This is a genomic window from Rhodococcus sp. As11 (genome assembly GCF_048957735.1).
Taxonomy (GTDB): domain Bacteria; phylum Actinomycetota; class Actinomycetes; order Mycobacteriales; family Mycobacteriaceae; genus Rhodococcus; species Rhodococcus gordoniae.
In genome coordinates this window covers 98,784-123,725 of the sequence record NZ_JARDJE010000006.1, presented here as the reverse complement: position 1 = coordinate 123,725, position 24,942 = coordinate 98,784, and the positions used below count along the sequence as shown (strand labels likewise).

27 protein-coding genes are annotated in these 24,942 nt (G+C 65.7%); 19 read left to right on the top strand and 8 right to left on the bottom strand.

Features of this window, described 5'->3' with window-relative positions; genetic code table 11:
- The first annotated feature begins 32 nt into the window (after positions 1-32).
- The 14 genes from PV766_RS10165 (at position 33) to PV766_RS10100 (ending at position 12,733) form a co-directional block, all read left to right on the top strand.
- On the top strand, positions 33-992 hold the full coding sequence (locus tag PV766_RS10165; RefSeq protein WP_421096963.1) for an ABC transporter substrate-binding protein: 960 nt from the start codon (positions 33-35) through the stop codon (positions 990-992).
- 65 nt (positions 993-1,057) lie between these two features.
- The gene (locus PV766_RS10160) at positions 1,058-2,206 is read left to right on the top strand and encodes a thiolase family protein (protein ID WP_060651741.1); all 1,149 of its coding nucleotides are present in this window, start codon (positions 1,058-1,060) and stop codon (positions 2,204-2,206) included.
- Entirely contained in the window at positions 2,203-2,511 is a 309-nt protein-coding gene (locus PV766_RS10155; protein WP_060651742.1) for a zinc ribbon domain-containing protein, read from the top strand. Before PV766_RS10160 ends, PV766_RS10155 begins: the two co-directional genes overlap by 4 nt.
- Positions 2,512-2,528: 17 nt before the next feature.
- Complete coding sequence (locus tag PV766_RS10150) at positions 2,529-4,127, top strand: ATP-dependent acyl-CoA ligase (RefSeq protein ID WP_421096962.1); 1,599 nt, start codon at positions 2,529-2,531, stop codon at positions 4,125-4,127.
- 59 nt (positions 4,128-4,186) lie between these two features.
- A complete protein-coding gene (locus tag PV766_RS10145) occupies positions 4,187-5,590 on the top strand; it encodes an aldehyde dehydrogenase family protein (protein WP_413767782.1) in 1,404 nt (467 codons plus the stop codon).
- Positions 5,591-5,652: 62 nt separating this feature from the next.
- A complete protein-coding gene (locus PV766_RS10140; protein ID WP_064062267.1) occupies positions 5,653-6,447 on the top strand; it encodes an aspartate/glutamate racemase family protein in 795 nt (264 codons plus the stop codon).
- A gap of 10 nt (positions 6,448-6,457) precedes the next feature.
- Entirely contained in the window at positions 6,458-6,865 is a 408-nt protein-coding gene (locus tag PV766_RS10135) for an organic hydroperoxide resistance protein (protein ID WP_060651746.1), read from the top strand.
- 8 nt (positions 6,866-6,873) lie between these two features.
- On the top strand, positions 6,874-7,818 hold the full coding sequence (locus PV766_RS10130) for a quinone oxidoreductase family protein (protein ID WP_064062294.1): 945 nt from the start codon (positions 6,874-6,876) through the stop codon (positions 7,816-7,818).
- Positions 7,819-8,144: 326 nt separating this feature from the next.
- The gene (locus PV766_RS10125) at positions 8,145-9,620 is read left to right on the top strand and encodes a 2-hydroxymuconic semialdehyde dehydrogenase (RefSeq protein WP_064062266.1); all 1,476 of its coding nucleotides are present in this window, start codon (positions 8,145-8,147) and stop codon (positions 9,618-9,620) included.
- A 28-nt stretch (positions 9,621-9,648) separates the two neighbouring features.
- Complete coding sequence (locus tag PV766_RS10120) at positions 9,649-10,419, top strand: 2-keto-4-pentenoate hydratase (protein ID WP_202968355.1); 771 nt, start codon at positions 9,649-9,651, stop codon at positions 10,417-10,419.
- A complete protein-coding gene (locus tag PV766_RS10115; RefSeq protein ID WP_064062265.1) occupies positions 10,416-10,844 on the top strand; it encodes a RidA family protein in 429 nt (142 codons plus the stop codon). Before PV766_RS10120 ends, PV766_RS10115 begins: the two co-directional genes overlap by 4 nt.
- Positions 10,845-10,860: 16 nt before the next feature.
- Entirely contained in the window at positions 10,861-11,379 is a 519-nt protein-coding gene (locus PV766_RS10110; protein WP_421096961.1) for a 3-hydroxyanthranilate 3,4-dioxygenase, read from the top strand.
- Position 11,380: 1 nt separating this feature from the next.
- Positions 11,381-12,376, top strand: a complete 996-nt coding sequence (locus PV766_RS10105; RefSeq protein ID WP_421096960.1) for an amidohydrolase family protein — start codon at positions 11,381-11,383, stop codon at positions 12,374-12,376.
- An 18-nt stretch (positions 12,377-12,394) separates the two neighbouring features.
- Positions 12,395-12,733, top strand: a complete 339-nt coding sequence (locus PV766_RS10100) for a WhiB family transcriptional regulator (RefSeq protein WP_081314471.1) — start codon at positions 12,395-12,397, stop codon at positions 12,731-12,733.
- A 74-nt stretch (positions 12,734-12,807) separates the two neighbouring features.
- Here PV766_RS10100 and alc read toward each other — a convergent pair whose 3' ends face one another.
- Genes alc through PV766_RS10085 form a run of 3 tightly spaced genes read right to left on the bottom strand, consistent with a single transcriptional unit; the run spans position 12,808 to position 16,396 of the window.
- The gene (gene alc, locus PV766_RS10095; protein WP_421096959.1) at positions 12,808-13,776 is read right to left on the bottom strand and encodes an allantoicase; all 969 of its coding nucleotides are present in this window, start codon (positions 13,774-13,776) and stop codon (positions 12,808-12,810) included.
- Positions 13,773-15,125 (bottom strand): allantoinase AllB, encoded by a 1,353-nt coding sequence (allB, locus tag PV766_RS10090; protein WP_064062262.1) that lies wholly within the window; start codon positions 15,123-15,125, stop codon positions 13,773-13,775. Before allB ends, alc begins: the two co-directional genes overlap by 4 nt.
- Entirely contained in the window at positions 15,122-16,396 is a 1,275-nt protein-coding gene (locus PV766_RS10085; RefSeq protein ID WP_064062261.1) for a DUF6986 family protein, read from the bottom strand. The genes allB and PV766_RS10085 overlap by 4 nt, the downstream gene beginning before the upstream one ends.
- A gap of 166 nt (positions 16,397-16,562) precedes the next feature.
- Between PV766_RS10085 and PV766_RS10080 the strand changes: the two genes are divergently transcribed.
- Positions 16,563-16,940: a helix-turn-helix domain-containing protein gene (locus PV766_RS10080; RefSeq protein WP_064062260.1), complete on the top strand. Its 378-nt coding sequence runs from the start codon at positions 16,563-16,565 to the stop codon at positions 16,938-16,940.
- 44 nt (positions 16,941-16,984) lie between these two features.
- On the opposite strand, the gene PV766_RS10075 is transcribed toward PV766_RS10080, so the two are convergent.
- From PV766_RS10075 to PV766_RS10065, 3 genes are all read right to left on the bottom strand, one after another.
- A complete protein-coding gene (locus PV766_RS10075) occupies positions 16,985-17,578 on the bottom strand; it encodes an ATP-dependent Clp protease proteolytic subunit (RefSeq protein WP_006550620.1) in 594 nt (197 codons plus the stop codon).
- Positions 17,575-18,183, bottom strand: coding sequence for a ClpP family protease (locus tag PV766_RS10070; protein WP_024103381.1), 609 nt, complete (start codon positions 18,181-18,183; stop codon positions 17,575-17,577). Before PV766_RS10070 ends, PV766_RS10075 begins: the two co-directional genes overlap by 4 nt.
- 77 nt (positions 18,184-18,260) lie before the next feature.
- Entirely contained in the window at positions 18,261-18,614 is a 354-nt protein-coding gene (locus PV766_RS10065) for a hypothetical protein (protein ID WP_064062259.1), read from the bottom strand.
- Positions 18,615-19,324: 710 nt separating this feature from the next.
- Between PV766_RS10065 and PV766_RS10060 the strand changes: the two genes are divergently transcribed.
- Positions 19,325-20,851 (top strand): AMP-binding protein, encoded by a 1,527-nt coding sequence (locus PV766_RS10060; RefSeq protein WP_421096958.1) that lies wholly within the window; start codon positions 19,325-19,327, stop codon positions 20,849-20,851.
- Between the two features lie 25 nt (positions 20,852-20,876).
- Here PV766_RS10060 and PV766_RS10055 read toward each other — a convergent pair whose 3' ends face one another.
- Positions 20,877-22,193, bottom strand: coding sequence for an MFS transporter (locus PV766_RS10055; protein ID WP_421096957.1), 1,317 nt, complete (start codon positions 22,191-22,193; stop codon positions 20,877-20,879).
- 32 nt (positions 22,194-22,225) lie between these two features.
- Positions 22,226-22,714 carry a VOC family protein gene (locus tag PV766_RS10050; RefSeq protein ID WP_129977680.1) on the bottom strand — a complete coding sequence of 163 codons (489 nt, stop codon included), beginning with the start codon at positions 22,712-22,714 and terminating at the stop codon, positions 22,226-22,228.
- 99 nt (positions 22,715-22,813) lie between these two features.
- On the opposite strand from PV766_RS10050, the gene PV766_RS10045 reads away from it, so the two are divergent.
- From PV766_RS10045 to PV766_RS10035, 3 genes are all read left to right on the top strand, one after another.
- Positions 22,814-23,332 carry a polynucleotide kinase gene (locus tag PV766_RS10045; RefSeq protein ID WP_129977681.1) on the top strand — a complete coding sequence of 173 codons (519 nt, stop codon included), beginning with the start codon at positions 22,814-22,816 and terminating at the stop codon, positions 23,330-23,332.
- 275 nt (positions 23,333-23,607) lie between these two features.
- Positions 23,608-24,159 (top strand): CGNR zinc finger domain-containing protein, encoded by a 552-nt coding sequence (locus tag PV766_RS10040; RefSeq protein ID WP_421096956.1) that lies wholly within the window; start codon positions 23,608-23,610, stop codon positions 24,157-24,159.
- A 112-nt stretch (positions 24,160-24,271) separates the two neighbouring features.
- Complete coding sequence (locus PV766_RS10035) at positions 24,272-24,940, top strand: pentapeptide repeat-containing protein (protein ID WP_064062255.1); 669 nt, start codon at positions 24,272-24,274, stop codon at positions 24,938-24,940.
- The last annotated feature ends 2 nt before the right edge of the window (positions 24,941-24,942 follow it).

Here is a 24,942-nt window from a genome sequence, read left to right as displayed (position 1 = left end):
AGTTCCCCCCTCGACCGGAACCTGGAGAACACATGAAGACACGATTCGCACGAGTGTGCGCGGCCGTGGCCACCCTCGCACTGGCCGGCACCGTCGCCGCCTGCGGGGGCGAGACCTCCTCCTCCGGGGCCCCCTCCGAAGACGGCATCACCCGCATGACGGTGTCCATCCCTCCCGTCGGAGATTCTCTGCCGGTGTACGTCGCCCAGATGAAGGGCTACTTTGCAGACAACGATCTCGAGATCGAACTGACCCCGGCAGCCAACGGGGCGACTACGATCAATGCGTTGATCTCCGGCAGCACCGACCTCGCGCTGGTGTCCTACCCGTCGATCATCAAAGCAGTCGACTCCGGTCTGCCCGTCACGATCGCTGCAACAGGCATCGATGGAACAGACGATTACAAGGGCGGCATCTACGTACGGAGTGATTCCTCCGCCGCCACGGCAGCAGACCTGCTGGGCAAGAAGGTCGCTACCCCCTCCCTCGGATCCGTGGGCGACATCTTCCTCCGAGGCGTTCTCCTCTCCGAAGGTTTGGATTACAACCAGGTCGACTTCGTCGAGCTTCCTCAGGCGAACATGGCTACCGCCCTTGCAGCCGGCGACGTCGACGCGGCATTCATCACCGAGCCGACACTGAGTTCCGCCCTCGAGACCGTCGATCTGCGCTCCATCGCATACCAGAACGGCCCGCAGGGTCTCTTCGCCACGTCGGAGAAAGTGATCGAAACCAATCCCGACGCCATTCGTGCCTTCCGCGCGGCGCTTGCAAGGGCCGTCGAAGACATCGAGCTCGATCCTCACGCAGTAGCTGCAGAAACGCTGCCTCGGTTCTCGGACATGGACGAGGACACCGCGCGAAACATGAATCTGCCGGAGTACGTCACCGAGTACGACGCCGAGGACGTCCAATCCGTGATCGACCTCATGGTGGAAGTGGGCATCGTCAAGGAATCGTTCAGCGCCGACAAAATGTATCGATCGCTGTAACTGCGCCGGCTTCCTCACTTCATCACGTCACCGCATCACGTCGATCCACAAGCAAGGACATCATTTTGAGCGGCACAGCACTCGTAGTGGGAACTGGAGAGTCCCCCTACACACGGCACGCCCCGCCAGGGACCACCACCGGATCGGTCATCGCCGACGCTGTCCTGCGCGCACTCGCGGACGCAGGTCTGTCCATCCGTGACGTAGACGGTTTCGGAGTCTCGAGCTTCACCCTCGGGCCCGATCATGCTGTCGACCTCGCTTGGCGAATGGGTCTTCGCCTGACGTGGTTGATGCAGGACACCAATGGGGGTGCGAGCGCAGGCGGAATGCTCCAACACGCCGTACGTGCGATCGAAGCGGGTGACGCCTCCGTCGTCGTTCTTGCTGCCGGTGACGTGATGGACAAAGCAGCGCACGAACGGCTCGTTGCCACGTACAACCGGGCGACCGAAGAACATCTGGCACCGCTGCCGATGTCGGGACCCAACGCACTGTTCGCGCTGCAGACGACACGTCAGATGCAGACCTTGGGTCTCGAGCGAGTGGACTACGGAAGGATCGCCACAACACAACGGACCTGGGCGAGCGCCAATCCTGGTGCTGTATATCGTGACCCGTTGACTCTCGACGAGTACCTGAACGCCCCGATGGTCGCCGGCCCCCTCGGACGATACGACTGCGTACCTCCGGTGACGGGCGCAGATGCGGTCGTGGTCGTTGCCGAACATCGCGCCGCGAAGGGTGGGCCCCGCGCTCGTGTCCTGGCCGTCACCACGTCGTACAACAGCGATGACCAGCTCGGCGACGGACTGGTTACAGGTCTCGCCGCTGTCGGACCACGAGCGTGGGACCTCGCCGGCGTGGAGCCGAACGATGCGGATGTGGTGAGCGTCTATGACGACTATCCCTCCATGGTCGTCGCCCAACTCGCAGATCTGGGGTTCCTGACCCCGGACGAGGACACGAGCAAGTTCATCGCCGAGCGAATTGCGACCCGCGATCTTCCCGTGAACACCTCCGGCGGTCAGCTCTCCGCCGGCCAGGCCGGGTCCGCCGGAGGCATGCACGGGCTCGTCGAAGTCGCGCGCCAACTTCACGGGCGGGCACCGGGTCGGCAGGTCGACGCCCGAATCGGTGTCGTCAGCGGCTACGGCATGGTGCTCTACAGGCACGGATCCTGTGCCAATGTGGCGATTCTGGAGGCGGCATGAGCATCATCGTTCAGTCCTGCCGGAACTGCGGCGAACACTATTTCCCGTATCGCCTCGTCTGTCCCGCATGCGGGGAAGCGAGTTTCGCCGACGTCGAGATCGATTCCGGCACCGTCGAGGATGTGGTCCGGACCGCCGCCGACGTGGCCATCGGCACCGTACGGTGCGGGCCGCGCCTGTGCGTCATCGCCCGATTGACGCCGACCGACCTGCGTCCCGGCGCGGTGGTGGCACTGAACCACACGATCACCGACGGTGCCGATCCGGCCGGTTTCGTGCCGGCCCGTACCCCCGGTCTGCAGTGAAAGGAAACCTACATCCAGTGAACAGCAATCGATTTCCCGACGATCTGAGCCCGACCGACATGACGTTGCCGGGCATGTTGAGCCTTCGAGCACGATTGACCCCACACGCTCCCACCCTCATCTTCGGTGAGACCCGCCGTACTGCAGCGGAGATGCGCGAAGCAGTGGCCCGAACCGGGCACATGCTGCACAGTCACGGCGTGCACCGAGGGGATCGAGTGGCGCTGATGTCCTCGAACCGAATCGAGTTGCTCGACCTCATTCTCGGCTGCGCATGGATCGGGGCCGTGGCCGTCCCCATCAATACGGCGGCGCGCGGCACCCAACTCCATCAGGTCCTCAGCAACTCCCAGGCACGTCTGCTGGTCATCGAATCCGCGCTCATCGAGCATGTGCAGGCCATCGCGCCGCTGGAGGATGTGACCGACGTCTGGCTGATCGACTCCCGCCCAGGTCACGACGATCTCCCGTGGCGGACCGTATCGTTGCCCACAGCTACGGAACAGATTGATCCGATTCGCCCCGAACTCGGCGATCCGGCGGTGATTCTGTACACCTCCGGCACCACGGGCGTTTCCAAGGGCGTCGTCTGCCCTCATGCCCAGTTCTACTGGTGGGGCTGCAATGTCACCGCTCAGCTCGGCATCACATCCGAGGACACTCTCTACACCTGTCTCCCCCTCTTCCACACCAACGCACTCAATGCGTTCAGCCAGGCGCTGGTGGCAGGCGCATGCTACGCCGTGGGCCCCCGCTTCTCGGCCTCCCGGTTCTGGGTCGATGCAGCGCAGAACAACGCCACGTTCACCTACCTGTTGGGTGCGATGGTGAGCATTCTCTGCAGCAAGCCCGAAAGCTCCGCCGATCGAGCACACAATGTCCGCGCTGCCCTCTCTCCCGCCACACCGGCAAAGCTGCTCACCCCTTTCCGAGAGCGTTTCGGAGTGACCCTGATCGACGGATACGGCTCTACTGAAACCAACGCGATCATCTCCTCGTCCCGCACCGAGCAGAGGGCCGGATACATGGGACGGATCCAGCCCGGCTTCGTCGCCCGAGTCGTCGACGAGCACGGTCTGGAAGTCGAACCCGGAACTCCCGGGGAACTGCTTCTTCGCAGCGAACAACCGTTCGCCTTCGCATCGGGGTACTTCCGAATGCCCGAAGCTACGGTGGAAGCCTGGCAAGACCTGTGGTTCCACACCGGTGATCGCGTGGCGATCGACGCCGACGGCTGGGTTCGCTTCGTCGATCGGATCAAGGACGTCATTCGTCGACGAGGCGAGAATATTTCGTCGGTCGAGGTGGAGCAGGTACTGCGCCTACATCCGAACATCGACGACGCTGCCGTCTTCGCCGTCGAGTCGGAACTCGGCGAGGACGAGGTGATGGCCGCCGTGGTGGTCGAACCGGGCGTGAGACTCGACTTCGAGGAAGTCACTGCATTCTGCGAGCCCCGCCTGGCCTACTTTGCCATCCCTCGATTCTTCTCGGTGCACCAGGCGCTCCCCCTCACGGAGAACGGGAAGGTGAACAAGAACGTTCTTCGCAAACTCGGATCCGACGCCGCCGTCTGGGACCGAGAATCCGCCCGTATTCGTGTCAGCGCACCCTGACGGTCACTCGTCCACATCAGCGACTCACCAGGTCCACATCATTCGCAGGAGGTAATCGAGTGCTCGAGTACAAGAACTACATCGGCGGTCGATTCGTGGATGGGACAGGGGCATTCGCTGCTATCGACCCGGCCACCGGACAACCCGCAGCCTGGGTACACGAGGCCGATGTACGCCTCGCCGACCGTGCTGTGGACGAGGCGCACGACATATTCGACCGAGCATGGGGTCGAATCGACAGCGTCGAGAGGTGCGGAATCCTCTACGCTGTCGCCGCAGCTATCGAAGATCATTCCGATGCCCTGGTCGCTGCGGAGGTCACGGATACCGGACAACCGTCGAGCCATGTAGCCGAGTTCGACATCGTCCACGCCGCCGCACAGTTTCGTGCCTGTGCCGACGCACTCGCCACTGCGATTTCGCACGTTACGCCCGGCCGCCGTCCTGCGACCTACCAGATCCGCAAACCGCTGGGTGTGGTCGGGGTGTTTCCCTCGTGGCGTCTACCACTCCTGTCCCTGGCCTCCGGCCTCGCTCCCGTTCTCGCCGCGGGAAACACCGCTGTCGTGAAACCGGCGGTCGATACACCGGGGACCGCGACGTTGCTGGCCGGAATTGCCACCGAAGCCGGTCTGCCGGCCGGCGTCTACAACGTCGTGCACGGGTTCGATACAGGGGCGGCATCGGAACGGTTGTCCAAACATCACAGAGTACGCAGCATCCTGCAGGAGGAAGGACGACGGCTGCGACACCGGTCGGCGTCAGGGACACCGGAGCGGGTCACCTGCGTCGCGATCGTATGCGCGGATGCCGACATCGCTGCCGCGGCCGGGAGCATCGCGAGATCGATTGCGTTCAAGTCCGGCCAGTCCGATGCAAGCGTCGATCGTGTGTATATCGACCGGTCCGTGTACGACGAGATGTGCAGTCGCCTGACGGAGATCCTCGACAGCCAACATGCCGGCGCGGACTTCGGACCGCTCATCTCGCGACCACACTACGAAGCGGTAGTCCACGCTTTCGATCGCGCAGCAACATCCGGATCGAAACGCATCACGGAACACGACCCGACCGACGTACCCCGCGACCTGCGTGACGGCTTCTGGATTCGGCCGACTCTCTGGGCGGCGGACGATCTGCCCCGAGCCCGAGCGTTCCAGCGCATCGACGGGCCTACCGCGATCCTCGTACCGTTCGACGACGAGCGTGAATTGAATCGGCGCGCCTTCTGCGGAGAGGGCCGTCTCTGGACCTCGATATGGACAAGGGCTCCCGAGCGGGGTCACGACCTCGCTCGAACGATCGACGCCGACACCGTCTGGGTCGACTCGTGGTTCGTCGACCACCCCTATCTTGCAGAACCTCCGGGAAAGACACACGACATGTATGACGCCGGAGATCCGGCGACGCGAATGAACTCGCACACCCACCTCACCAGAATCTTCTCCTTACCACCGGACTGACCGTCCGATCGCCGGAACACCAGGGTCTCTTCCCGATTCGGCAAAAGAGAAAGGAAGTCACCATGTCAGCACACGCCCCCGTACGTATTCTGTATCAGAGCTACACGGACCCGGCCCTCCACCAGCCGTATCTCTCTCGGCTGGCCGACTACCTTGCCGGGATCGCCGCACCGGGTGTCTCGTTCGAGGTCCGCGGAATCAGCCCCGCAGACACTCAGCTGGGACGTCTGAGTGAGCTACGGTGCAGTGTCCAGTCCATCGCCGGCATCGTCGAAGCGGAACGGGAGGGGTTCGACGCGGTACTCGTCGGGCACTTCCAGGACGCGGGCCTGTTCGAGGCACGGACCGCCGTCGACATCCCGGTCATCGGACACGGCGAAGCCAGCATGCATCAAGCATGCATGCTCGGTGGACGGGTCGGGATCGTCTCCATCGACCCCGTCTACCTCCCGTGGCATCACGAACAGATTCGTCGGTACGGACTCGAATCGAGAGTTGTCGACGTCCGATGCATGCAGATCACCCCCGACGAGGCAGTAGCTGCATACGATGATCCGGCCGGATACGACGCAATCAAAAAGATGTTCCTCGACGCGGCACAGGCCATGGTCCGTGAGAGCGGCGTCGAAGTAGTGATGTCCGCAGGAGGATTGTTCGCATTGCTGAGCGCCACCGACACCGACCTGCAGTTGGACGGCGCCATGGTTGCCAATCCCACCTACCTCGCCGTGCGACAGGCAGAGCTCGCGGTCAGCGTTGCGCGGGCAACCGGCACACCCGTCTCGCGCGGAGGCACATTCGCCCGAGCCACTCCACGTGCAGTGGAAGAACTTCTCACTCTGATCGGAAGGAACTGAAGTGACTGTGATGGAATACACCGCAGAGGCAACCGCAGACGGCAACGGCCGAAACGGCCGTGTCGCTTCGAACGACGGACTGGTCGACGTCGCTCTCGGCATCCCTGTCGAACTGGGGGGCGCCGGCGGCGGATCCAATCCGGAACAACTCTTCGCTGCCGGATACGCCGGTTGTTTCCTGTCGGCATTGTCGTCCGTTGCGCGCGTGCACAAGGTGCGGCTCACCGACCCCACGGTGACCGCGCGAGTCACGATCGCGGATCACGGTGAGGGGTTCGGTCTCTCGGTCGAGCTCGTGGTGAACATGCCCGGAGTCGACGAGGACGTTGCACGCACCGTGGTCGAGGGCGCACATCAGAAGTGCCCGTATTCCAAGGCAGTCCGGAACAACGTCGATGTCGCACTGACGCTGAAATAGTGCACTCCATGCGAGCCGCCCTACTCCACCGCTACGGGCAGTCCCCACGGATCGAGCAGACCGAAGTCCCTCACCCTGGAGCGAACGAATCTCTGGTCGAAGTGGCGGCCGCCGCGGTCGGCCACCTGGACGTGACCATCGCGTCGGGCCGATTCTCGGTTCCGCCCCGCCTCCCCCACATCGGGGGGACCGACGCAGTCGGGACCATCGTCGAATCCGATCGATTCGAACCGGGAGTACGCGTGTTGGTCCGTGGCGGGGGGGTGGGCGTCGACCGGCCCGGATGCTGGGCCGAGTACGTGGCAGCCCCTGATACCGCACTCATGGAGTTGCCCCGGTCTCTACCTCCAGCCGCAGCAGCCACTTTCCTCTCCCCCTCCACCTCCGGCTACCTCGCGGTCACGGGTGTCGCTCGGATAACACCCGGCGAACGGGTGCTCGTCACCGGAGCGTCGGGTGCCGTGGGCGCCGCATCCGGCCAGTTCGCCCTCCATGCCGGCGCGGCGAGTGTCACCGGACTCGTCTCGACGCACGCCAAGGCCGCAACTCTCCCCCAGGGAGTCGAGCCGCTCGTGTCGTCTCCGGATGTCCTGGATCGTCTTGCATCGAAACCGATGTTCGACGTACTCATCGATACTGTGGGCGGACAACAACTGGCGAGCCTGCTCGGGGGCGTCGTGCCGGGAGGTCGGGCAGTCCTGATCGGCTACACACGCGGTGAAGCCGTCAGCCTCGACCTGCCCAACTTCCTCCTGCACGACGTGGCGCTACTACCCTTGAACATGATGCGCCGACGAGAGGAACAAGCGTCGCTCGTCCCGATGATGTGTGACCTGATCACCTCGGGCCGACTGGCGCTTCCCGTGCACGAGTTCGCTCTGCACGAACTACCCTCTGCTCTCGATGCCCTGAGGAGCGGGCACGTCAACGGCCGCGCTGCCGTAGTCCTCTGAAGCACGCAACTTTCTTCCGGTGACAGGTTCACCCTGTCCCGGAACCGATTTCGAGATGAACCGGGCCGCCGACACAAGCGCATCCGAGTCCTCGGGACCGATTTGCAGTGACGACGCCTCCTCACCGTGTCGGAGTGCCCGGTCGATGACATCGGTCGGACCCGAGATGCCCTCGTTCGGGGCGCCTTCTGTGTTCGGAGAACGGATCGGCCGAGTCGTCGACAAGAGCAAAGGCTGCGGCCCCTCTCCATTGCTATTACAAGATGGGCATAGCAATCACGTGATTGGCATTTGCCCGTAATCGTTCGAGAACTGAGGATTGAAACATGAAACCCATCCAGGACGGTTGGATTCGCAATTTCGTCGACGGCGAATTCGTCGAACCCGATTCCCGACGCGGGTTCGATCAGATCGACCCCTCGACGGGCCGGATCGTCGCCCGAGTCCACGAAGCAGACCGCCCTCTCGTCGACCGTGCGGTCACCGCGGCGCGCCACGCACTGGACAGCGGCTGGGCCGACACTCCCGTACGAGAGCGCACCGCGCTGCTACGTCGAGTCGCCGATCGGATCGAAGAACGGTTCGACGAGTTCGTCGCCGCCGAAATGACCGATACCGGAAAGCCTCTCACCCAGGCCCGAGAACTGGACGTCACTCGGGCGATCGTGAATTTCCGCACCTTCGCCGACATCGTCGCAGCCGCCGGACAGGAGTCCTTCCTCACCGATCTTGCAGGCGGAAGACAAGCCCTCAATTACGCTGTCCGCAAGCCGCTCGGCGTCGTGGCCGTAATCGTGCCGTGGAATCTCCCACTGCTCCTGCTGACGTGGAAGGTCGCACCCGCACTCGCATGCGGCAATGCGATCGTGGTCAAACCGAGCGAGGAGACCCCCTCGACAGCAACGCTTCTCGCCGAGGTACTTGCCGAAGCCGGCCTGCCCGCCGGTGCCTACAACGTCGTGCACGGCTTCGGCGCCGACTCGGCGGGTGAATATCTGACCACCCATCCGGGTATCGACGGTGTCACCTTCACCGGATCGTCAGCGACCGGTGCCCACGTGATGAAAACGGTCGCACCCCGAGTTCGTCCGGTCTCGTTCGAACTCGGCGGAAAGAACGCCGCAATCGTATTCGACGATGTGAACATCGACGAAGCAGTGACCGGGCTGGCAAAGTCGATCTTCACCAATACCGGTCAGGTGTGTCTGTGCACCGAGAGGGTGTACGTCCACCGGGCGATCTTCGACGACATCGCGGCCGGACTCGCCGAGCGCGCCGAGAGCCTTCGACTCGGCGACCCCAACGATCCGAACACGACGACCGGTCCGCTGATCTCCCAGGGGCACCGGGACAAGGTCCTCGGGTATCTCCGGCTCGCCGAGGAATCCGGAGCGAAGGTACTGACCGGGGGCAGCATTCCCGAGCTCGGACCGGACCTCGACGGCGGATCCTGGATCGAACCGACACTGTGGACCGGGCTGACGAACACCGACCGCATACTCCGAGAAGAGGTTTTCGGTCCCGTGGCAGCACTCGTACCGTTCGACACCGAAGACGAAGCGATCGCACTCGCGAACGACACGGAATACGGGCTCGCATCAGCCGTGTGGACGAACGACCTCCGTCGAGGCCACCGCGTCGCCCAGAAGATGCACGTGGGCATCTCGTGGGTCAACACCTGGTTCACCCGCGAACTTCGATCTCCGTTCGGCGGGATGGGACTCTCGGGGATCGGACGAGAAGGGGGGGAGTCCTCACTCCACTTCTATTCCGAACCGACCAACGTTTGCGTGCAACTGTGACCGAGAATCACCGATGAAGGACAACCACATGAACATGGCCACGGACACTGTCACAGAGCTGGCCGCCCGCCTGGACTCGGCTGAGCAGGACCGCATCGAAACGAACAGCTTGGCAGACGACATCGACATCGACGTCGACGCCGCCTACGCAATCCAGGAAGAACTCGTCGCCCGTCGATGTGCACGGGGAGAGAATCTGGTCGGCGTCAAACTCGGCTTCACCAGCCGAGCGAAAATGGCCCAGATGGGCGTATCGGAAATCATCGTCGGGCGACTCACGGACGCCATGGAGGTCGCCGACGGCGAGAGCGTAGACCTCTCGCGCTTCATCCACCCGAAGATCGAACCCGAGATCGCGTACCGCATCTCCGCCGATATCGACTTCGACGGACCTATGCCGAATATTGCCGCATACGTAGATGCTGTCGCTCCCGCGATGGAGATCATCGATTCACGGTATCGGGATTTCCGTTTCACCTACACCGACGTGGTGGCGGACAACACCTCCGCAGCAGCTTACGTCATCGGGCCGTGGCATCCGCTGCAGGATGTCAGCAATCGCGCTGTCCGCCTCTCCACATCCGGCACCGTCGTGGAAGGCTCGACGAACGCTGTCCTCGACGACCCGGCCAATGCCGTCCGCGAGTTGTTGGAAATCGCACGACGTCGGCAGATTCCGTTGCGCGCCGGGTATGTGGTGCTGGCCGGAGCCGCAACTGCGGCAACACCGCTGACGACAGGCAGCGTCGAATGTGAAGTGGAAGGTTTGGGAACCGTGAGCCTGAAGGGAATCGCATGACCGGGAACGCACGAGTGATCGAGGGGCTCGCCACACCTCGGGGTAGGTTCCCCCACGTCAAGGTCGCCGGCGATTTCGTTTACGTCTCCGGCACCAGCTCTCGTCGGCCCGACAACACTTTCATAGGTGTCGAGGTAGACGAGATGGGCACGACACGCCTCGATATCCGCGCCCAGACGCGCGCGGTTATCAGCAATATCCAGGCAATTCTCGCGGAGGTCGGAGCCGACCTTACCGACCTCGTCCAGGTCACTACCTACCTCGTGTCGATGAACGACTTTGGCGGATACAACGAGGTTTACGCCGAAATGCTCGACGAAGCAGGCCCGACACGGACGACCGTGGCAGTGCACCAGCTGCCCCATCCGCACCTGCTCATCGAGATGCAAGCAGTAGCCCATCTACCTGGCGCCCGTCACCACTGAACCGAAAGAGAACGCCATGACAACCATTCCGCCCGTCATCGACTTCCACAAGTGGATCGCCGACAACCGGCACCTCCTCGCTCCGCCGGTGAACAACCAGACCATGGCTCTCGGGGACGACTTCATCGTGCAGGTCATCGGTGGTCCCAACCAGCGCACCGACTACCACGTGGATCCATACGAGGAGTGGTTCTTCCAGATCGAAGGCGATATCCACGTCAATGTCATGACCGAGGAGGGCACTCGCGCGGTGCACATTCGCGAGGGCGAATCCTGGCTGCTCCCCGGAAACATCCCCCATTCGCCTCAGCGCCCCACCGAAGGCATCGGACTCGTAATCGAGCGTGTACGGCGCGAAGGAACACTAGAGAAGTTCCAGTGGTACTGCCTCGAGTGCGATGCTCTCATCCACGAAGTCGAACTGCAGGTACGTGACATCGTTGCGGACCTGCCGCCCGTGTTCGTCGATTTCTATAACGACGAGACCGCGCGGACCTGCAGTACCTGCGGCGCAATGCATCCCGGAAAGGGATGACATGAGCGACATCATCGACGTACACACCCATTACGTTCCGAAGGGGTGGCCCGACCTGAGTGCCGACGCCGGGGTCGACGCACCGTGGCTTCGGGTCGAAAGCGAATCCGACGCAATCATCATGATGGGTACGCGTGAGTTCCGCCGTATCCAGTCCGATGCGTGGGATTACGAAGTGCGACTGCGTGACATGGATGCGGACGGTGTCCGGGCACAGGTCGTCTCCCCCACCCCCGCTTTCTTCAATTACGGACGTACGCCCGAAGAAGCCGAGCGGATCGCGCGCATCTTCAACGACCTGGCTCTCACGATCGTCGAACCGGCACCGGATCGGCTCATTCCGTTCTGCCAAGTCCCCCTGCAGGACACGGATGCCGCATGCCGCGAATTGGAACGGTGTGTCGAAAATGGGCACCGCGGCGTCGAGATCGGTAATCACGTCGGTGATCGCGATCTCGACAGCGATGGGATAGTGACCTTCCTGCAGCACTGCGCCTCGCTGTCGGTTCCGGTGTTCGTGCATCCGTGGGACATGGCAAACTCGCCACGCTTGGACCGGTGGATGGCCCAGTGGCTCGCAGGAATGCCGTCCGAGACCCACTTGTCGATTCTCTCGCTGATTCTGGGCGGAGGATTCGACCGGATTGACGAGGGTCTGCGAATCGCGTTCGCTCATGGCGGTGGGTCCTTCGCATTCTGGCTCGGTCGCGTCGACAACGCGTGGCACCGCCGTCACGACATCATCGGCACGTCGGCCAAGCCACCCTCCCAATATGTGGACCGGTTCTACGTCGATTCCGTCGTATTCGACGAGCGAGCCCTTCGACTGCTCGTCGATACGATGGGTTCCGAACGGGTACTCGTCGGTAGTGACTATCCGTATCCCCTCGGCGAGCGACCGGTGGGAAGCGTGGTTCGTAAGAGTGAGTTCCTGACGCCCGAGGCCCGCGCCATGATCGAGCACGAGAATGCAATGCGGTTCCTCGGGGTGAGTTGAGACGGATTGTTGAAAGCGATGGGAAAACGCCTGTCGCACACGAGTCTCGACGGACACGCCTGGGACTGGCAGAGTCGGGCACTCTGCCGGTTCTACGGCGCGGAGATGTTCTTTGCACCCGAAGTCGAAACCCGAGGTGCACGAGCGCGCCGGGAGCAGCTGGCATGCAGTATCTGCATGAGCTGCAGCGTTCGTGGAGAGTGCGGCGACTATGCGCTCGCCGCCGGAGAAACACACGGCATCTGGGGCGCCATGACGGAGCACGCCCGACGAAGAGCGGTGAACCGGTCGACCGGACGTGACACGCACAGCCCACACCGGTCCGGCTTCTGCCCACCGCGCAACGGTTCGTCGTAGCGCGGTGGGCCCGCTTCTTTGGCGGTGACGTCGAACACCGTCGTCACCTGGGTAATACGTTCGTCAGATCTGTCTCAGGTCAGTCGTCCGTTCACACGCAGGCGGGCGATGCCGCCGTCGGGATAGACGTCGAGCCGCACGAACTCGACCGGCGTCGGCGAATCGACGCGGAAACGATGCCGGCAGTCCGGCAGCAGTGCGGTCCGCGGCACGAGGTCGACCCAGGACGATTCGTCGGACATCGCGTCCTCGCTGGGAATTCCGCTCAGGCGTGCCGCTCCCGGTGCGTTGCCGACGAAATAGGAGGTGTCGATCTCGACATGATCGACGCAGCCCTGCCCGGCGAGGCGGATCACCACGTAGTCGTTGCCGTCGTCGCGGCGACGGGCGTTCTCCCAGCCCTCCCCCATGTGCCGCGAGCGACCGAGGCCGATGATGTTGCGCGGCGACGAATAGAAACGGTTCGAGCACGCGACGACGTCGCCACCGTTCTCGAGGGCCGCGAGATCGATCGTGCCCATGAGGAAGGCCGGGTCCGGGCGCGCATGTCCGTGCACGCGGAATCGGGCCACACCGCAGTCGGGAAAGATGTTCAGGCGCAGGTGCGTCCAGCGCCGGTTGTCGTCCACCGCGAAGGCGTTCGCGGTGTCCCCCTTCAGGGCCACCCGCTCGAGGACCGGTTCCCACGGTGCGTCCAGGAGTTCCCGATCGGTCGGGTAACCATCGAGGTTCACCCCCTCGACGGATGCGAAGGGCGGGTAGTTGCCGGTGAACCAGGCGGTGTCGATCACCATGCCCTCGACGACACCGGGAACGCCGAGCCGGACCACCGCGAAGTCGTGCCCGGACTCGCGGCGACGCCGGGTCTCCCACCCGTCGTAGACTTTTCCCTTGTGCCCGAACTCGGACGGATCGAAATCGGGTGCGCCCGGCGAGATCAGGTTCTCGCGACTCGCGAAGAACTCGTCGTTCGCGTACACGACGGCTCCGCCCAGCGATCGCGCGGCGAGATCGGGCAGTTGCAGGAAATCTGCTTCGGTCAACGGTTTTCCTTTCGGGAGAGCAGCGCACCACGCGGTGCGGGGTCGGTGGCGCCGAGGGTGACGGTGAGTGGTTCACCGGCGAGCCAGGTCTGCCGCACGACCCCGGCCAGCGCGCGTTCGGCGTAGGGCGTCACCGCGTTGCGGTGGTGCAGTCGCTCCGGGAAGACCACGAAGGCGTCGTCGGGCGCGAAGACGCACAGGTCGGCACTGTTGCCCACGGCGATGGCACCGCGGTCGGCCAGGCCCACGAGGTCGGCGGTGCGACCGGCCATCCAGCGCACCACGTCGACGAGTGTGTGCCCGCGCTTGCGGGCCTCCGACCACACGATGGGCAGTCCGAGTTGCAGCGACGAGATTCCGCCCCAGGCCTCGCCGAAGTCGCCGGTGACGAACTTCTTCAGTTCCGGCAGGCACGGCGAGTGATCGGAGACGATGCAGTCGAGTGTGCCGTCGGCCAGGCCGCGCCACAGCGCTTCCCGGTTACGGGCCTCACGAATCGGTGGGCAGCACTTGAAATGTGTGGAGCCGTCGAGGATCTCCTCACTGAACAGCGACAGATAGTGCGGGCAGGTCTCCGCGGTGACGGGCAGCCCCTCGGCCTTCGCCGCGGCGACGAGCGGGAGGCTTCCCGCGTCCGACAGGTGCAGGATGTGCACGCGGCATCCGGTCTGCCGCGCGCCGTCGATGACCTGGGCCACGGCACGAGATTCGGCGACCGGTGGTCGCGAGTACAGGAAGTCGTCGTATCGAGGACCGGCCGGCGGGTCCTGCGCATCGAGGGTCGGTCCGTCCTCGGCATGCACGATGAGCAGGCCGCCGAAGCCGGCGATCACACGCATCGCCTCGACCATCTGCTCGCGGTCCAGCGGCGGGTACTCGTCGAGACCCGAATACGCGAGGAAGCACTTGAAGCCGTACACCCCTGCGTCCCACAGAGGTTCGAGCTCGGCGAGGTTGCCGGGGACCGCACCGCCCCAGAATCCGACGTCGACGGTGACCTGCTCGGCCGCGACCTTCTGCTTCACCTCGAGGGCCTCCACGTCTACGGTGGACGGGATGGAGTTGAGGGGCATGTCGACGATCGTCGTCACTCCCCCGGCCGCGGCGGCACGTGTCGCCGTCGCGAATCCCTCCCATTCGGTGCGGCCGGGTTCGTTGACGTGGACGTGCGTGTCCACCAGGCCGGGGAGCAGCATCTCGTCGTCGGCGAGGACGATCTCCCGTGCACCGGCCGGAGCGGCGTCGTCGTACTCCTCGATTGCGACGATGCGACCGTCGCGCACGTGGACGGCGCAGCTGCGTTCCTCGTCCCCCACCACGGCGCGTCGCGCGCGGATCATGGTGGTCATCGCGTCACCGCCGTCGGTCGACCCGCGAGCCGGGCCAGGTGGTCGAGATTCGTGCCTGTGCGATCGCATACTTCCTTCTCGGTGAGGGCTCCGCAGCTCGTTCCTCGCAGGAGAAAGGCGGCGAGAGCACGGGCGGTGGCGGGTTCGTCGAGATATCCCGACGACAGGGCCGGGTCGAGATAGGCCGCGACGCGTCCCGCGGCGGTGGACAGCGACCGGCGATAGAACGCGAAGGTCGCGGCGTAGCGGGTGGGCAACTGCGCCGGGTGCAGATCCCAGCCCTGGTAGAAACCGCGGCGCAGCGACCGGTCGATCAGGCGGGCGTGCAGTCCCCATGCCGCACGGATCTCGTCGCGGGTGCCGACGGGAAGGCGGTTGGTGGACCCGTCGGACAACCGCACCCCGGTGCCCGCTGCCGCGACCTGCATCGTGGCCTTGGCGTGGTCGGCGACGGGGTGGTCCATCGCCTGGTACTCCGCGGCGATGTCGCACGCGGCCGAGTAGTCGTAGGTGCCGTAGTGCAGTCCCGAACAGCGTCCGCGGGCCGCTCGGATCATCGTGGCGACGGCCGCGGTGCCGTCGGGTCCGCAGATCGCCTGTGGCGTCTCGATCTGGATCTCGAACCGCAGGGGTGCGGCGAGGGGGTAGGTGGCCTCGAGGTGTTCGCAGACCGTCACCATGGCGGCCACCTGTTCGGGCGCGGTGACCTTGGGCAGCGTCACGACGAATCCGTCCGGGAGAGCGCACTTTCCGGTGAGTTCGGCGACGAAGACGTCGAGTGTGCGGAGGCCGCGGCGCCGGGTGGCGGCCTCGAAGGACTTGAACCGGATGCCGACGAAGGGTGTCGCGGTGGGATCGGTCGCGAGTTCGGCGGCGGCGCGGGCGACGTGGGCGTCCTCGTCGGCGTCGCGTTCGTGCTCGGGAATGCCGGGGCGAGTGAAACCGTCCTCGAAGTCGATGCGCAGATCCTCGATCGGTTCGGTGCGCAGTTTGGCCTCCACGAGCGGGAGGACCGTCTCGGCGAGTTCGGGTTCGATGCCGGTGACCGCGGCGAGGTCCGCGGGTCCGTCGATGTGGGTGTCGAGGGTGTCGAGCGCGTCGGCTCCCCACCGTGCCACGATCCCGGCGTCGTAGCGGTCGGCCGGGAGGTAGACGGTGTGCACCGGTTGGCGGGCACCGTCGGTCCCGGGATAGGTCGCGGCGTATGCCGCGTCGGTGTCCGCGAGCTGCGCGTCGAGCGCAGCCGCAAGCCTGTGCAATCCTGTCGGCACCCGAACTCCTGTCCTGTATCCACGGCTGTAAACGTCGTGGTGCGCCGACGTTATCGGCGCCAGGTCATGTGTTCGGTTAACTGCGGTTACGGGCCCGTTACACATCTGCCGGGGCGGTGTTCGTCCTCGGCTGAACCCGATCCGATGCCGCCGGATCGACGGCACAATGGTCGGCATGGAGCCGGAGCAGGGTCGCGTGATCGATTTCGCCACCGCCGCGAAGTCGGCACGGACTCCCGCGCGGGGAGCCGACAGCACCGAGCCCCGGCTGCTCCGCCAGATCTACGGCGAGATCCTGCGCGACGAGCGTCGCGATCAGGACCGCAGCCTCGAGGACGTCGCCCGCACGGTGGGGATGTCGAAGCAGTATCTGTCGGAGGTCGAACGTGGACGCAAGGAGGCCTCCTCCGAGATGCTGCGGTCCGTGTGCGATGCGCTGGAGCTTCCGATGGAGCAACTGCTCGCGCGCGGGATCCGCCGGATGACCGCGCACCGCACACTCCGGGCCACGGGTCACGCCGGCGTCGAGTTGTGCGCGGCATGACGGTGTGACTGCGTCACAGTGTGACCACGTGACGGTGTGACGGGTCATCCGTCCCGGTCGACGACGACGTGATCGGCCAGGCCGTAGGCCACCGCCTCCGTCGGCGAGAAGATCCGGTCCCGGTCGGTGTCGCGGCGCAGTCGGTCGATGTCGCGCCCGGTGTGCGCGGCCAGGATCTCCTCGGTCTGGGCCCGCACCCTCATCACCTCCGCCGCCTGCAGGGCCAGATCGGAGATGGTGCCCTGCCCCTGCGCCGAGGGCTGGTGCAGCAACACCCGCGAATGGGCGAGCACGTGCCGGCGACCGGGGGCTCCGGCCGCGAGCAGCACGGCGGCCGCCGAGGCGGCCTGACCCATGCAGTAGGTCGCGACCTTCGGACGCAGGAACTGCATGGTGTCGTAGATCGCGAGCATCGCGGTGGACGATCCACCGGGCGAATTGATGTAGAGACCGATCTCCCGGTCGGGAGATTCGGCCTCGAGATGCAGCATCTGGGCCATCACGACGTTGGCGACCCCGTCGTCGATCTCGGTGCCGAGGAAGACGATGCGTTCGTTGAGCAACCGGCTGAAGACGTCGAACGACCGCTCCCCCGCCGGTGTGCGTTCGATGACGTTGGGGATCGTGTAGGTGCTCATCGTCCCAGTCCCATCTGTCGTCCCGCGGCGAACGGCGCCAGTTCGGCGAGCGACCCGACGACGGTGTCGACGATGCCGTACTCGCGTGCTTGTTCGGCGGTGAACCACCGGTCGCGGTCGCTGTCGCGTTCGATCTCCTCGAGTGAATGTCCGGTGGCGTCCGAGAGAATCTGCTGCGACTGCAGTTTCATGTATTCGAGATTCTCGGCCTGGATCGCGATGTCGACGGCCGTCCCCGAGAATCCGGCCGAGGGTTGGTGCATCATGATCCGGCTGTGGGCAAGGCTCGCGCGTTTGCCCTTGGTGCCTGCCGCGAGCAGGACCTGCCCCATACTGGCGGCGAATCCCGCTGCCACGGTGACGATGTCGTTGGGAACGAGTTGCATCGTGTCGTAGATGGCGAGGCCGGCGAAGACGGATCCGCCGGGCGAGTTGATGTGCAGGACGATGTCGCGCCGGTCGTCGGCGGAGGCGAGCAGGACGAGTTCCGAGCAAACGCGCTCGGCCATCTCGTCGTCCACCTCTCCGGTCAGTCGCAGGATGCGCTGACGGAAGAGTCTGTCGGCCAGTTGGTCCCGGTACGAGAGTGGTTCGGTGGTCGTCATGCAGCCAGCCTGACCCCCGATGGGCGCGAACCGGCGGTTCGTCTGCTCACGGCAGACGGACCGGTCGTTCCGGCAGATCAGTCCCCCGCGGACCGGACGGCGCTGATCACCGCTGCGACAAGGACGGCCAGCAACAGGATCACGAGCAGGACGGGTCCGAGCAGCAGCACCAGCGCGATCACGACGGCCAGGCCGATCTTCGCCTTGGTGCTGAGTCCGGAGATCAACCCGCCGAGTGCGGCGAGGGCCGGATTGCGACCCTCCAGCGCGGCCCGGATGCCGGCGAGGACCGCCTGCAGTCCCACGCCACCGCTGGTGACCTCGCCGAGGAGCGAGTCCACCCATCCGCGGATCTTCCGGATCAGTCTCGCCCCGAGTCCCCGGAGTCCGGCCAGCGCGGTACGGACACCGGTCCGCAGTGCATCCTTCAACCTCTCGAGGAGCGATGCGGGTTCCGGCTGTGTCTGCTCGGGTCGGGTCTGCTCGGGTCGGGTCTGCTCGGGTCGGGTCTGCTCGGGTCGTGTCCGCTCACGTGCCCGGCGTGTCGGTTTTCCTGCCCGGGCGTCGTTCGCCGGCGGACGCGGTCGTCTCTCCGTCGGAAGTGCCGGCTTCGCACGAGCGCGGGGCGTGGCGTCCGAACGGGTCGATGTCCGAGTGGTCGATCGGGATGAGGTTCGGGTCGAGGTGCGTCGCGAGCCGGTTCCGGGGTCGCGATCTCGGCGCCGCGCGGTGCTGTCGGGTTCGCGAGTGCCGCGCCGCGCCGCGGGCTCGGGCTCGCGAGGTCGACGGCTGCGCGTCCGCGCAGGCTCGGCGGGAGTCTCCGTCCCCGTGGTCCTCGCGCGCGTCGCGGTCGACCGCCGCGCCGGACGGGAGGTTCGGCGGGCTTCGTTCTGCCGAGCACTCATACCGCTCGCCTTCTCTCGTGGACGGGCACGGTGCCTCTCAGTGAACGCCGGATTCCGGGTCCGGTCAACGGCAGACGGAGCGTTCAGCCGGTACGGAAAGAAATGGACCCTGTTCAAGATCGGCAACTGCCCTTGGAAGAATGGGCAGTGCCCTCACAGCACACGGGGAGGTGTGCGCATCATCGTTCGCGACGGGGAGTACGCGCGCGACGTAATCCGAAGGAGCACCGACCAAGGTGACCGAGCTTTTCAGTTTCGAAACACTCACGCCCACAGCATTTCTCGACCGTTCCGCCCGAGTCTTCCGTGACGACCTCGCGGTGGTGGACGGAGACATCCGCCGCACCTACGCCGAACTGCGCGATCGGTGCCTGCGGCAGTCGGGCATGTTGCACGCTCTCGGCGTCCAACCCGGCGACCGTGTCGCGGTGCTCGCGCCGAACACCTCGCTGATGCTCGAGGCGCACTACGGCGTGCTCTACGCAGGCGCCGTGCTCGTCTCGCTCAACACTCGCCTCACCGCGCCGGAACTCCGGTTCGTCCTCGAGCACTCGGGCAGCCGGGTCCTGCTCGTCGAGCAGTCGCTGGCCGACCTGGCCCGCGAGGCGACGGCCGGCCTGCCGTCCATTACCGTCGTCGGCGACGACTACGAGGACAGGCTCGCGGAGGCCCGCCACCGGTACGTGCCGCTCGCCGACGAGCGCAGCATGATCGCTCTGAACTACACGTCCGGCACCACCGGTGATCCGAAGGGCGTGATGTACCACGCGCGCGGCGCCTACCTGCAGGCCCTGGCAATGGTCGCGCACTTCGGGCTGGACAGCGGATCCGCCTATCTGTGGACGCTGCCGATGTTCCACTGCAACGGCTGGACGTTCACCTGGGCGGTCACCGCGGCCGGTGGCACGCACGTGTGCCTGCCCAAGGTCGATCCCGAACGGATCTGGGATCTCGTGCGCACCGAGAACGTCACGCACCTGTGCGGCGCGCCGACCGTGCTCGCGTCGCTGGTGGACGCCCCCACTGCCGGCGGCATCGACCATCGTGTGGTCGCCGCCATCGGTGGCGCACCGCCGGCGCCCGCCCTCATCGAGCGGTGCACCGCCCTCGGACTCGACATCACCCACCTGTACGGGCTCACCGAGACATACGGTCCGGCGGCGATCTGCGAGTGGCGTTCGGAGTGGGATGTCCTCCCCGAGGACGAGAAGGCACGGCTGCGCTCCCGGCAGGGTGTCGGCAATATCGTGGCCGGTGAAGTCCGCATCGTCGACGCGATGGGATCCGACGTTCCGGCCGACGGTGAGACGTCCGGCGAGATCGCACTGCGCGGCAACAACGTGATGCTCGGCTACTACAACAACCCGGACGCGACCGCCCGCGCGGTGCCGGACGGCTGGTTCCGTACCGGCGACATCGGCGTCGTGCATCCGGACGGCTACATCGAGATCCGCGACCGCGCCAAGGACGTCATCATCTCCGGCGGCGAGAACATCTCGTCCGTCGAGGTCGAGGCGGCTCTCATCAGCCACCCGGCCGTTCTCGAGGCGGCCGTGGTCGCAGCACCGAGCGAGAAGTGGGGCGAACGTCCCGTCGCCTACGTGACGTTGCGCAGCGGCGCGAACGCCGACGAGGCGGAACTGCGGGCACACGTGCGTTCGCAGCTCGCCGGCTTCAAGGTGCCCGACAGCATCGTCTTCGGTGCCCTGCCGAAGACCGCGTCCGGAAAGATCCGCAAAGTCGAACTACGCGAGCGTTTCTGAGCTCCGGCCGGGACGGTTCCCGACGTCACTTCTCGTCGAGGACCGTCCCGGCCCGCTCGGGCAGGGTGAACGCCGCGACCGCGGCGACGACGAACGACGCCGCGAACGCGCCGAAGACGAGACCGTTGCCACCGGTGTCCAGCAGCACCGGCACCAGCAGCGGCGCGATGATCGACGCGAGCCGGCCGAAGGCCGCGGCCGAACCGGTACCGGCGCCGCGGACCGGTGTGGGATACAGCTCGGGGCCGATCGCGTACAACGCACCCCATGCTCCGAGATTGAAGAACGACAGCGCCATACCGGCCGCGACGATCGTTCCCGGTGTCTCGGCGAGGCCGAACAGCCCTGCCGAGACGGCCGAACCGGCGAGGAAGACACCCAGCGTCGTGCGTCGTCCCCACACCTCGATCAGCCACGCCGCGACGCCGTAGCCCGGCAGCTGGGCGAGGGTGATGATCAGCGTGTATCCGAACGAGGTGACCAGGTCGAAGCCCTGCGCGACGAGCAGGCTCGGCAGCCAGATGAAGACGCCGTAGTACGAGAAGTTGATGCCGAACCACACGATCCACAGCGCGGCGGTGCGGCGGCGCAGGTTCGGCGCCCACACCGACCCTCGGGCGACCGGCTCTGCCACGGCCACGGGTTCGCGGCCCTCGTCGGGGACAGAGGCGACGCCGGCCGATCGCTCGTAGTCGCGCACGATCGACTCTGCTTCCGCGTACCGTCCGCGACTTTCGAGGTAGCGCACCGATTCGGGTAGACCGAACCGCACGACGAGGGCGTAGGCGGCGGGGACGAGACCGGCGGCGAGTGCCCACCGCCAGCCGTTGTCGCTCGTGGGGACGACGAAGTATCCGATCAGGGCGGCCAGGAGCCAGCCGACCGCCCAGAACGCCTCGAGGGCCACGACCACACGCCCCCGTATCCTGCGTGGCGCGAACTCACTGACCAGCGTCGACGCGACCGGCAGTTCGGCACCGAGACCGAGACCGACGACGAACCGGAGAACGATGAGCATCGCCACCGAAGTCGACAGCGCCGCAGCGCCGGTCGCCAACCCGTAGACGAGCAACGTCGCGGCGAACACCTGCCGGCGTCCGATACGGTCGGCGAGCAGACCACCGAGCGATGCACCGATGGCCATACCGACGAAGCCGATCGATCCGATCCACGACAACTGCGTGGACGACAGATCCCACTGCACGGCCAGCGCCGCCATGACGAACGAGATCAACCCGACATCCATGGCGTCGAGGGCCCAGCCCACGCCGGAGCCGGTCAGCAGGCGGCGGTGTCTGCCGGTGAACGGCAGGTCGTCGAGCCGCTGGGTGCGAGTGGTCATGCACCGAAACGTACCGCAGCCTCCGGACCCGATCAGCCGCGCGCGGCGGCCTCCAGAGCCGAGACGTCGAGCCGGCGCATCGTCATCATCGCGGTGGTCACCCGCTGTACGACGGCCGGATCGGGGTCGGCGAGCAGTTCGTTCAGCCGCTTCGGTACCACCTGCCACGACAGGCCGTACTTGTCCTTCAACCATCCGCACGCGGATTCCTCGCCGCCGTCGGCGGTCAGCGCGTCCCAGTAGTGGTCGGCCTCCTCCTGGTCGGCGCAGTCGATCTGGAACGACACCGCCTCGGAGAACCGGAACTGCGGACCTCCGTTGAGTCCGTAGAAGACCTGACCGTCGAGGAAGAACTCGACCGTCATCGGAGTCCCCGCCGGAACCGGGACGCCACCTCCCGTGGACTCCTCGGTGTACCGGGTGATCTCCCCGATCTCGGAGTGGGGGAAGATACCGACGTAGAAGTTCGCGGCTTCCTCGGCGTTCATGTCGAACCACAGCCACGGAATGATCCTGGGCATCGTGACTCCTCGTGCTGTCGAATGTGTTCCACGGTCACGAAGGCAGACCCTGTCCGGGTCGGATTCTCATCGCGGAGCGTGAGTGGGTATACGACGTGCGTGGCGAAGAAGACGCGCGATCGCAAGGAACGACCGAGACAGCGGCACCGGCCGCCGGGCACCGCACCCGCACCGCCGGGGCGGTACGTCGAGGATCCGACGCTGCCGGCGGCCTGGCTCGTCGACATCGACGGAACGCTCGCACACATGGGCGACCGGAGTCCCTTCCACTGGCACCGGGTGGGTGAGGACACCGTCTCCCCGGCGGTCGAGGCCGCGGTGCGGGCGTTCGCCGCCGCGCCCGACCGGGCCGCGATCGTGTTGCTCTCGGGACGCGACGGCGTGTGCCGGCCGGAAACCGAGGAGTGGCTCGCCCGGCACGACATCCCCTACGACGAGCTGTACATGCGTCCGGCCGGCGACAACCGGAAGGATTCGATCGTCAAGGCCGAACTGTTCGACCGTCACATTCGGCACCGCTACCGCATCATCGCGGTGCTCGACGATCGCGATCAGGTGGTGCACATGTGGCGGCGGATGGGACTGGTGTGTTTCCAGGTCGCCGAGGGCGATTTCTGACGGGCATCTGCACACGCCCGGTTCTCGACCGGTGAGTCGATCATTCGGGGACACTTCGGCACTCAGCGCGGTCGGCGGAACGATCGGGCCCCCGCCGAGATCGACGCGCCGGGCCCCGCATCCGACGCAACGCACGTACAGTACCTGTCCGATCGACGTGGCGTGGCTCGACTCCACGCTCCACGCGTGTTCGTGAGCGGGGGTCCGGATGGGACATTCCTGTGGGTTCCGAGCTTCGATGGCGGTCATGTCCACCACCATGATGTAATGCTCTTATGCATCTCAACCCTTACGGAGAGTATGCGGTTCTTCTCGCGGCGTCACTGGCCGACGACTGGCCCGAGGATCGGGCCGGCATCATGGCCCGTACCCGCGAGGTGGACATGACCATGGACTTCCCGACCGCGCCCGACGACCATCAGCGCACCCGCGAGGTCATCGACGACTGGCTCGCCATCGTCGACGCGTCCGACCCCAGGGAACGTGCGCGCCTGCTCAACGCGCAGATGGCCACCGCAGCGGCCTATCCCCGGCTGACCGATCACGACGGCGAGGGGTGGCACCTGCACTACCGCGACGAGGTGCAACCGCTCCCCGACGTACTGCGCGCGGTGATCAGCGTCGGCACGGCACTGCACCTCACCACGCGCGGAATGCACCGCCTCCACCGGTGCGCCGCAGCGGACATTCCCACCAACCCGTGCTCGGCCGTGGTCGTCGACATCACCCGCAACGGTCGCCAGCGGTACTGCTCCGTGCGCTGCGCGAACCGCGCCGCTGTGCGCAGGCACCGAGCGCGGGCGGCCCAGCAGCGTCGACCCGCATAGCCCGAGTAGCACATCGCCACCGGCGACGGGACTGTCCCCCACGTTCCCCCGAACCCGACGGGTTGGGAAGCTGAACGGCAGACACCCGACCGATCCGGAGGCCCCGAGAACCATGGCTGCTCGTTCCACCACCCACCCGCCGAGGATCGACGCTCCGGACCTCGGTGTCCTCACCGACGCGGACGGCGACGAGCTGCTCGCGCACGGGATCTTCGAGAGCGTGCGCTACACCGACACGGACCTCACGGGCCGTGATCTGACGGGGATCGTCATGTCCGAATGTTCGCTCGTCACACCGATCGTCGCCGACAGCGACCTCACGAGCGCACGCCTGCGCGACACTCTGGTCGAGCGCATGCAGGCACCGAATCTGTTCGCGCCGCGCAGCGGCCTGCACCGCGTGCACATCCGGGACAGCCGGATCGGTGCGCTGGACCTCTTCGACGCGGATCTGCGCAGCGTCACGATCGCGGATTCGAAACTCGGCCTGGTCAATCTGCGGGCCGCCACGGGACGCGACGTGCTCTTCCGCGGCTGCATCCTCGACGAACTGGATCTGGGAGGCGGCACGTTCACCCGCGTCGCCTTCGAGGACTGTTCCGTCGGTGTCCTCGACGTCGACCGCGCATCTCTCGACCAGGTCGATCTCCGCGGGTTGCGGATCGACACGATCCGCAACCCGGGCGGTATGAAGGGTGCGACGATCAGCGCCCATCAGGCCGTCGAACTGGCAGGACACTTCGCCGCTCATCTCGGTCTGCGCATCGAAGACCCCTCCTGAGG

Bases quoted from the DNA above. Each gene is read 5' to 3' on its own strand.
- PV766_RS10165 (WP_421096963.1), top strand. From the start codon at position 33: ATGAAGACACGATTCGCACGAGTGTGCGCGGCCGTGGCCACCCTCGCA.
- PV766_RS10155 (WP_060651742.1), top strand. From the start codon at position 2,203: ATGAGCATCATCGTTCAGTCCTGCCGGAACTGCGGCGAACACTATTTC.
- PV766_RS10140 (WP_064062267.1), top strand. From the start codon at position 5,653: ATGTCAGCACACGCCCCCGTACGTATTCTGTATCAGAGCTACACGGAC.
- PV766_RS10135 (WP_060651746.1), top strand. From the start codon at position 6,458: ATGGAATACACCGCAGAGGCAACCGCAGACGGCAACGGCCGAAACGGC.
- PV766_RS10130 (WP_064062294.1), top strand. From the start codon at position 6,874: ATGCGAGCCGCCCTACTCCACCGCTACGGGCAGTCCCCACGGATCGAG.
- PV766_RS10125 (WP_064062266.1), top strand. From the start codon at position 8,145: ATGAAACCCATCCAGGACGGTTGGATTCGCAATTTCGTCGACGGCGAA.
- PV766_RS10120 (WP_202968355.1), top strand. From the start codon at position 9,649: ATGAACATGGCCACGGACACTGTCACAGAGCTGGCCGCCCGCCTGGAC.
- PV766_RS10115 (WP_064062265.1), top strand. From the start codon at position 10,416: ATGACCGGGAACGCACGAGTGATCGAGGGGCTCGCCACACCTCGGGGT.
- PV766_RS10110 (WP_421096961.1), top strand. From the start codon at position 10,861: ATGACAACCATTCCGCCCGTCATCGACTTCCACAAGTGGATCGCCGAC.
- PV766_RS10105 (WP_421096960.1), top strand. From the start codon at position 11,381: ATGAGCGACATCATCGACGTACACACCCATTACGTTCCGAAGGGGTGG.
- PV766_RS10100 (WP_081314471.1), top strand. From the start codon at position 12,395: ATGGGAAAACGCCTGTCGCACACGAGTCTCGACGGACACGCCTGGGAC.
- allB (WP_064062262.1), bottom strand. From the start codon at position 15,125: ATGACCACCATGATCCGCGCGCGACGCGCCGTGGTGGGGGACGAGGAA.
- PV766_RS10080 (WP_064062260.1), top strand. From the start codon at position 16,563: ATGGTCGGCATGGAGCCGGAGCAGGGTCGCGTGATCGATTTCGCCACC.
- PV766_RS10075 (WP_006550620.1), bottom strand. From the start codon at position 17,578: ATGAGCACCTACACGATCCCCAACGTCATCGAACGCACACCGGCGGGG.
- PV766_RS10070 (WP_024103381.1), bottom strand. From the start codon at position 18,183: ATGACGACCACCGAACCACTCTCGTACCGGGACCAACTGGCCGACAGA.
- PV766_RS10055 (WP_421096957.1), bottom strand. From the start codon at position 22,193: ATGACCACTCGCACCCAGCGGCTCGACGACCTGCCGTTCACCGGCAGA.
- PV766_RS10050 (WP_129977680.1), bottom strand. From the start codon at position 22,714: ATGCCCAGGATCATTCCGTGGCTGTGGTTCGACATGAACGCCGAGGAA.
- PV766_RS10040 (WP_421096956.1), top strand. From the start codon at position 23,608: ATGCATCTCAACCCTTACGGAGAGTATGCGGTTCTTCTCGCGGCGTCA.
- PV766_RS10035 (WP_064062255.1), top strand. From the start codon at position 24,272: ATGGCTGCTCGTTCCACCACCCACCCGCCGAGGATCGACGCTCCGGAC.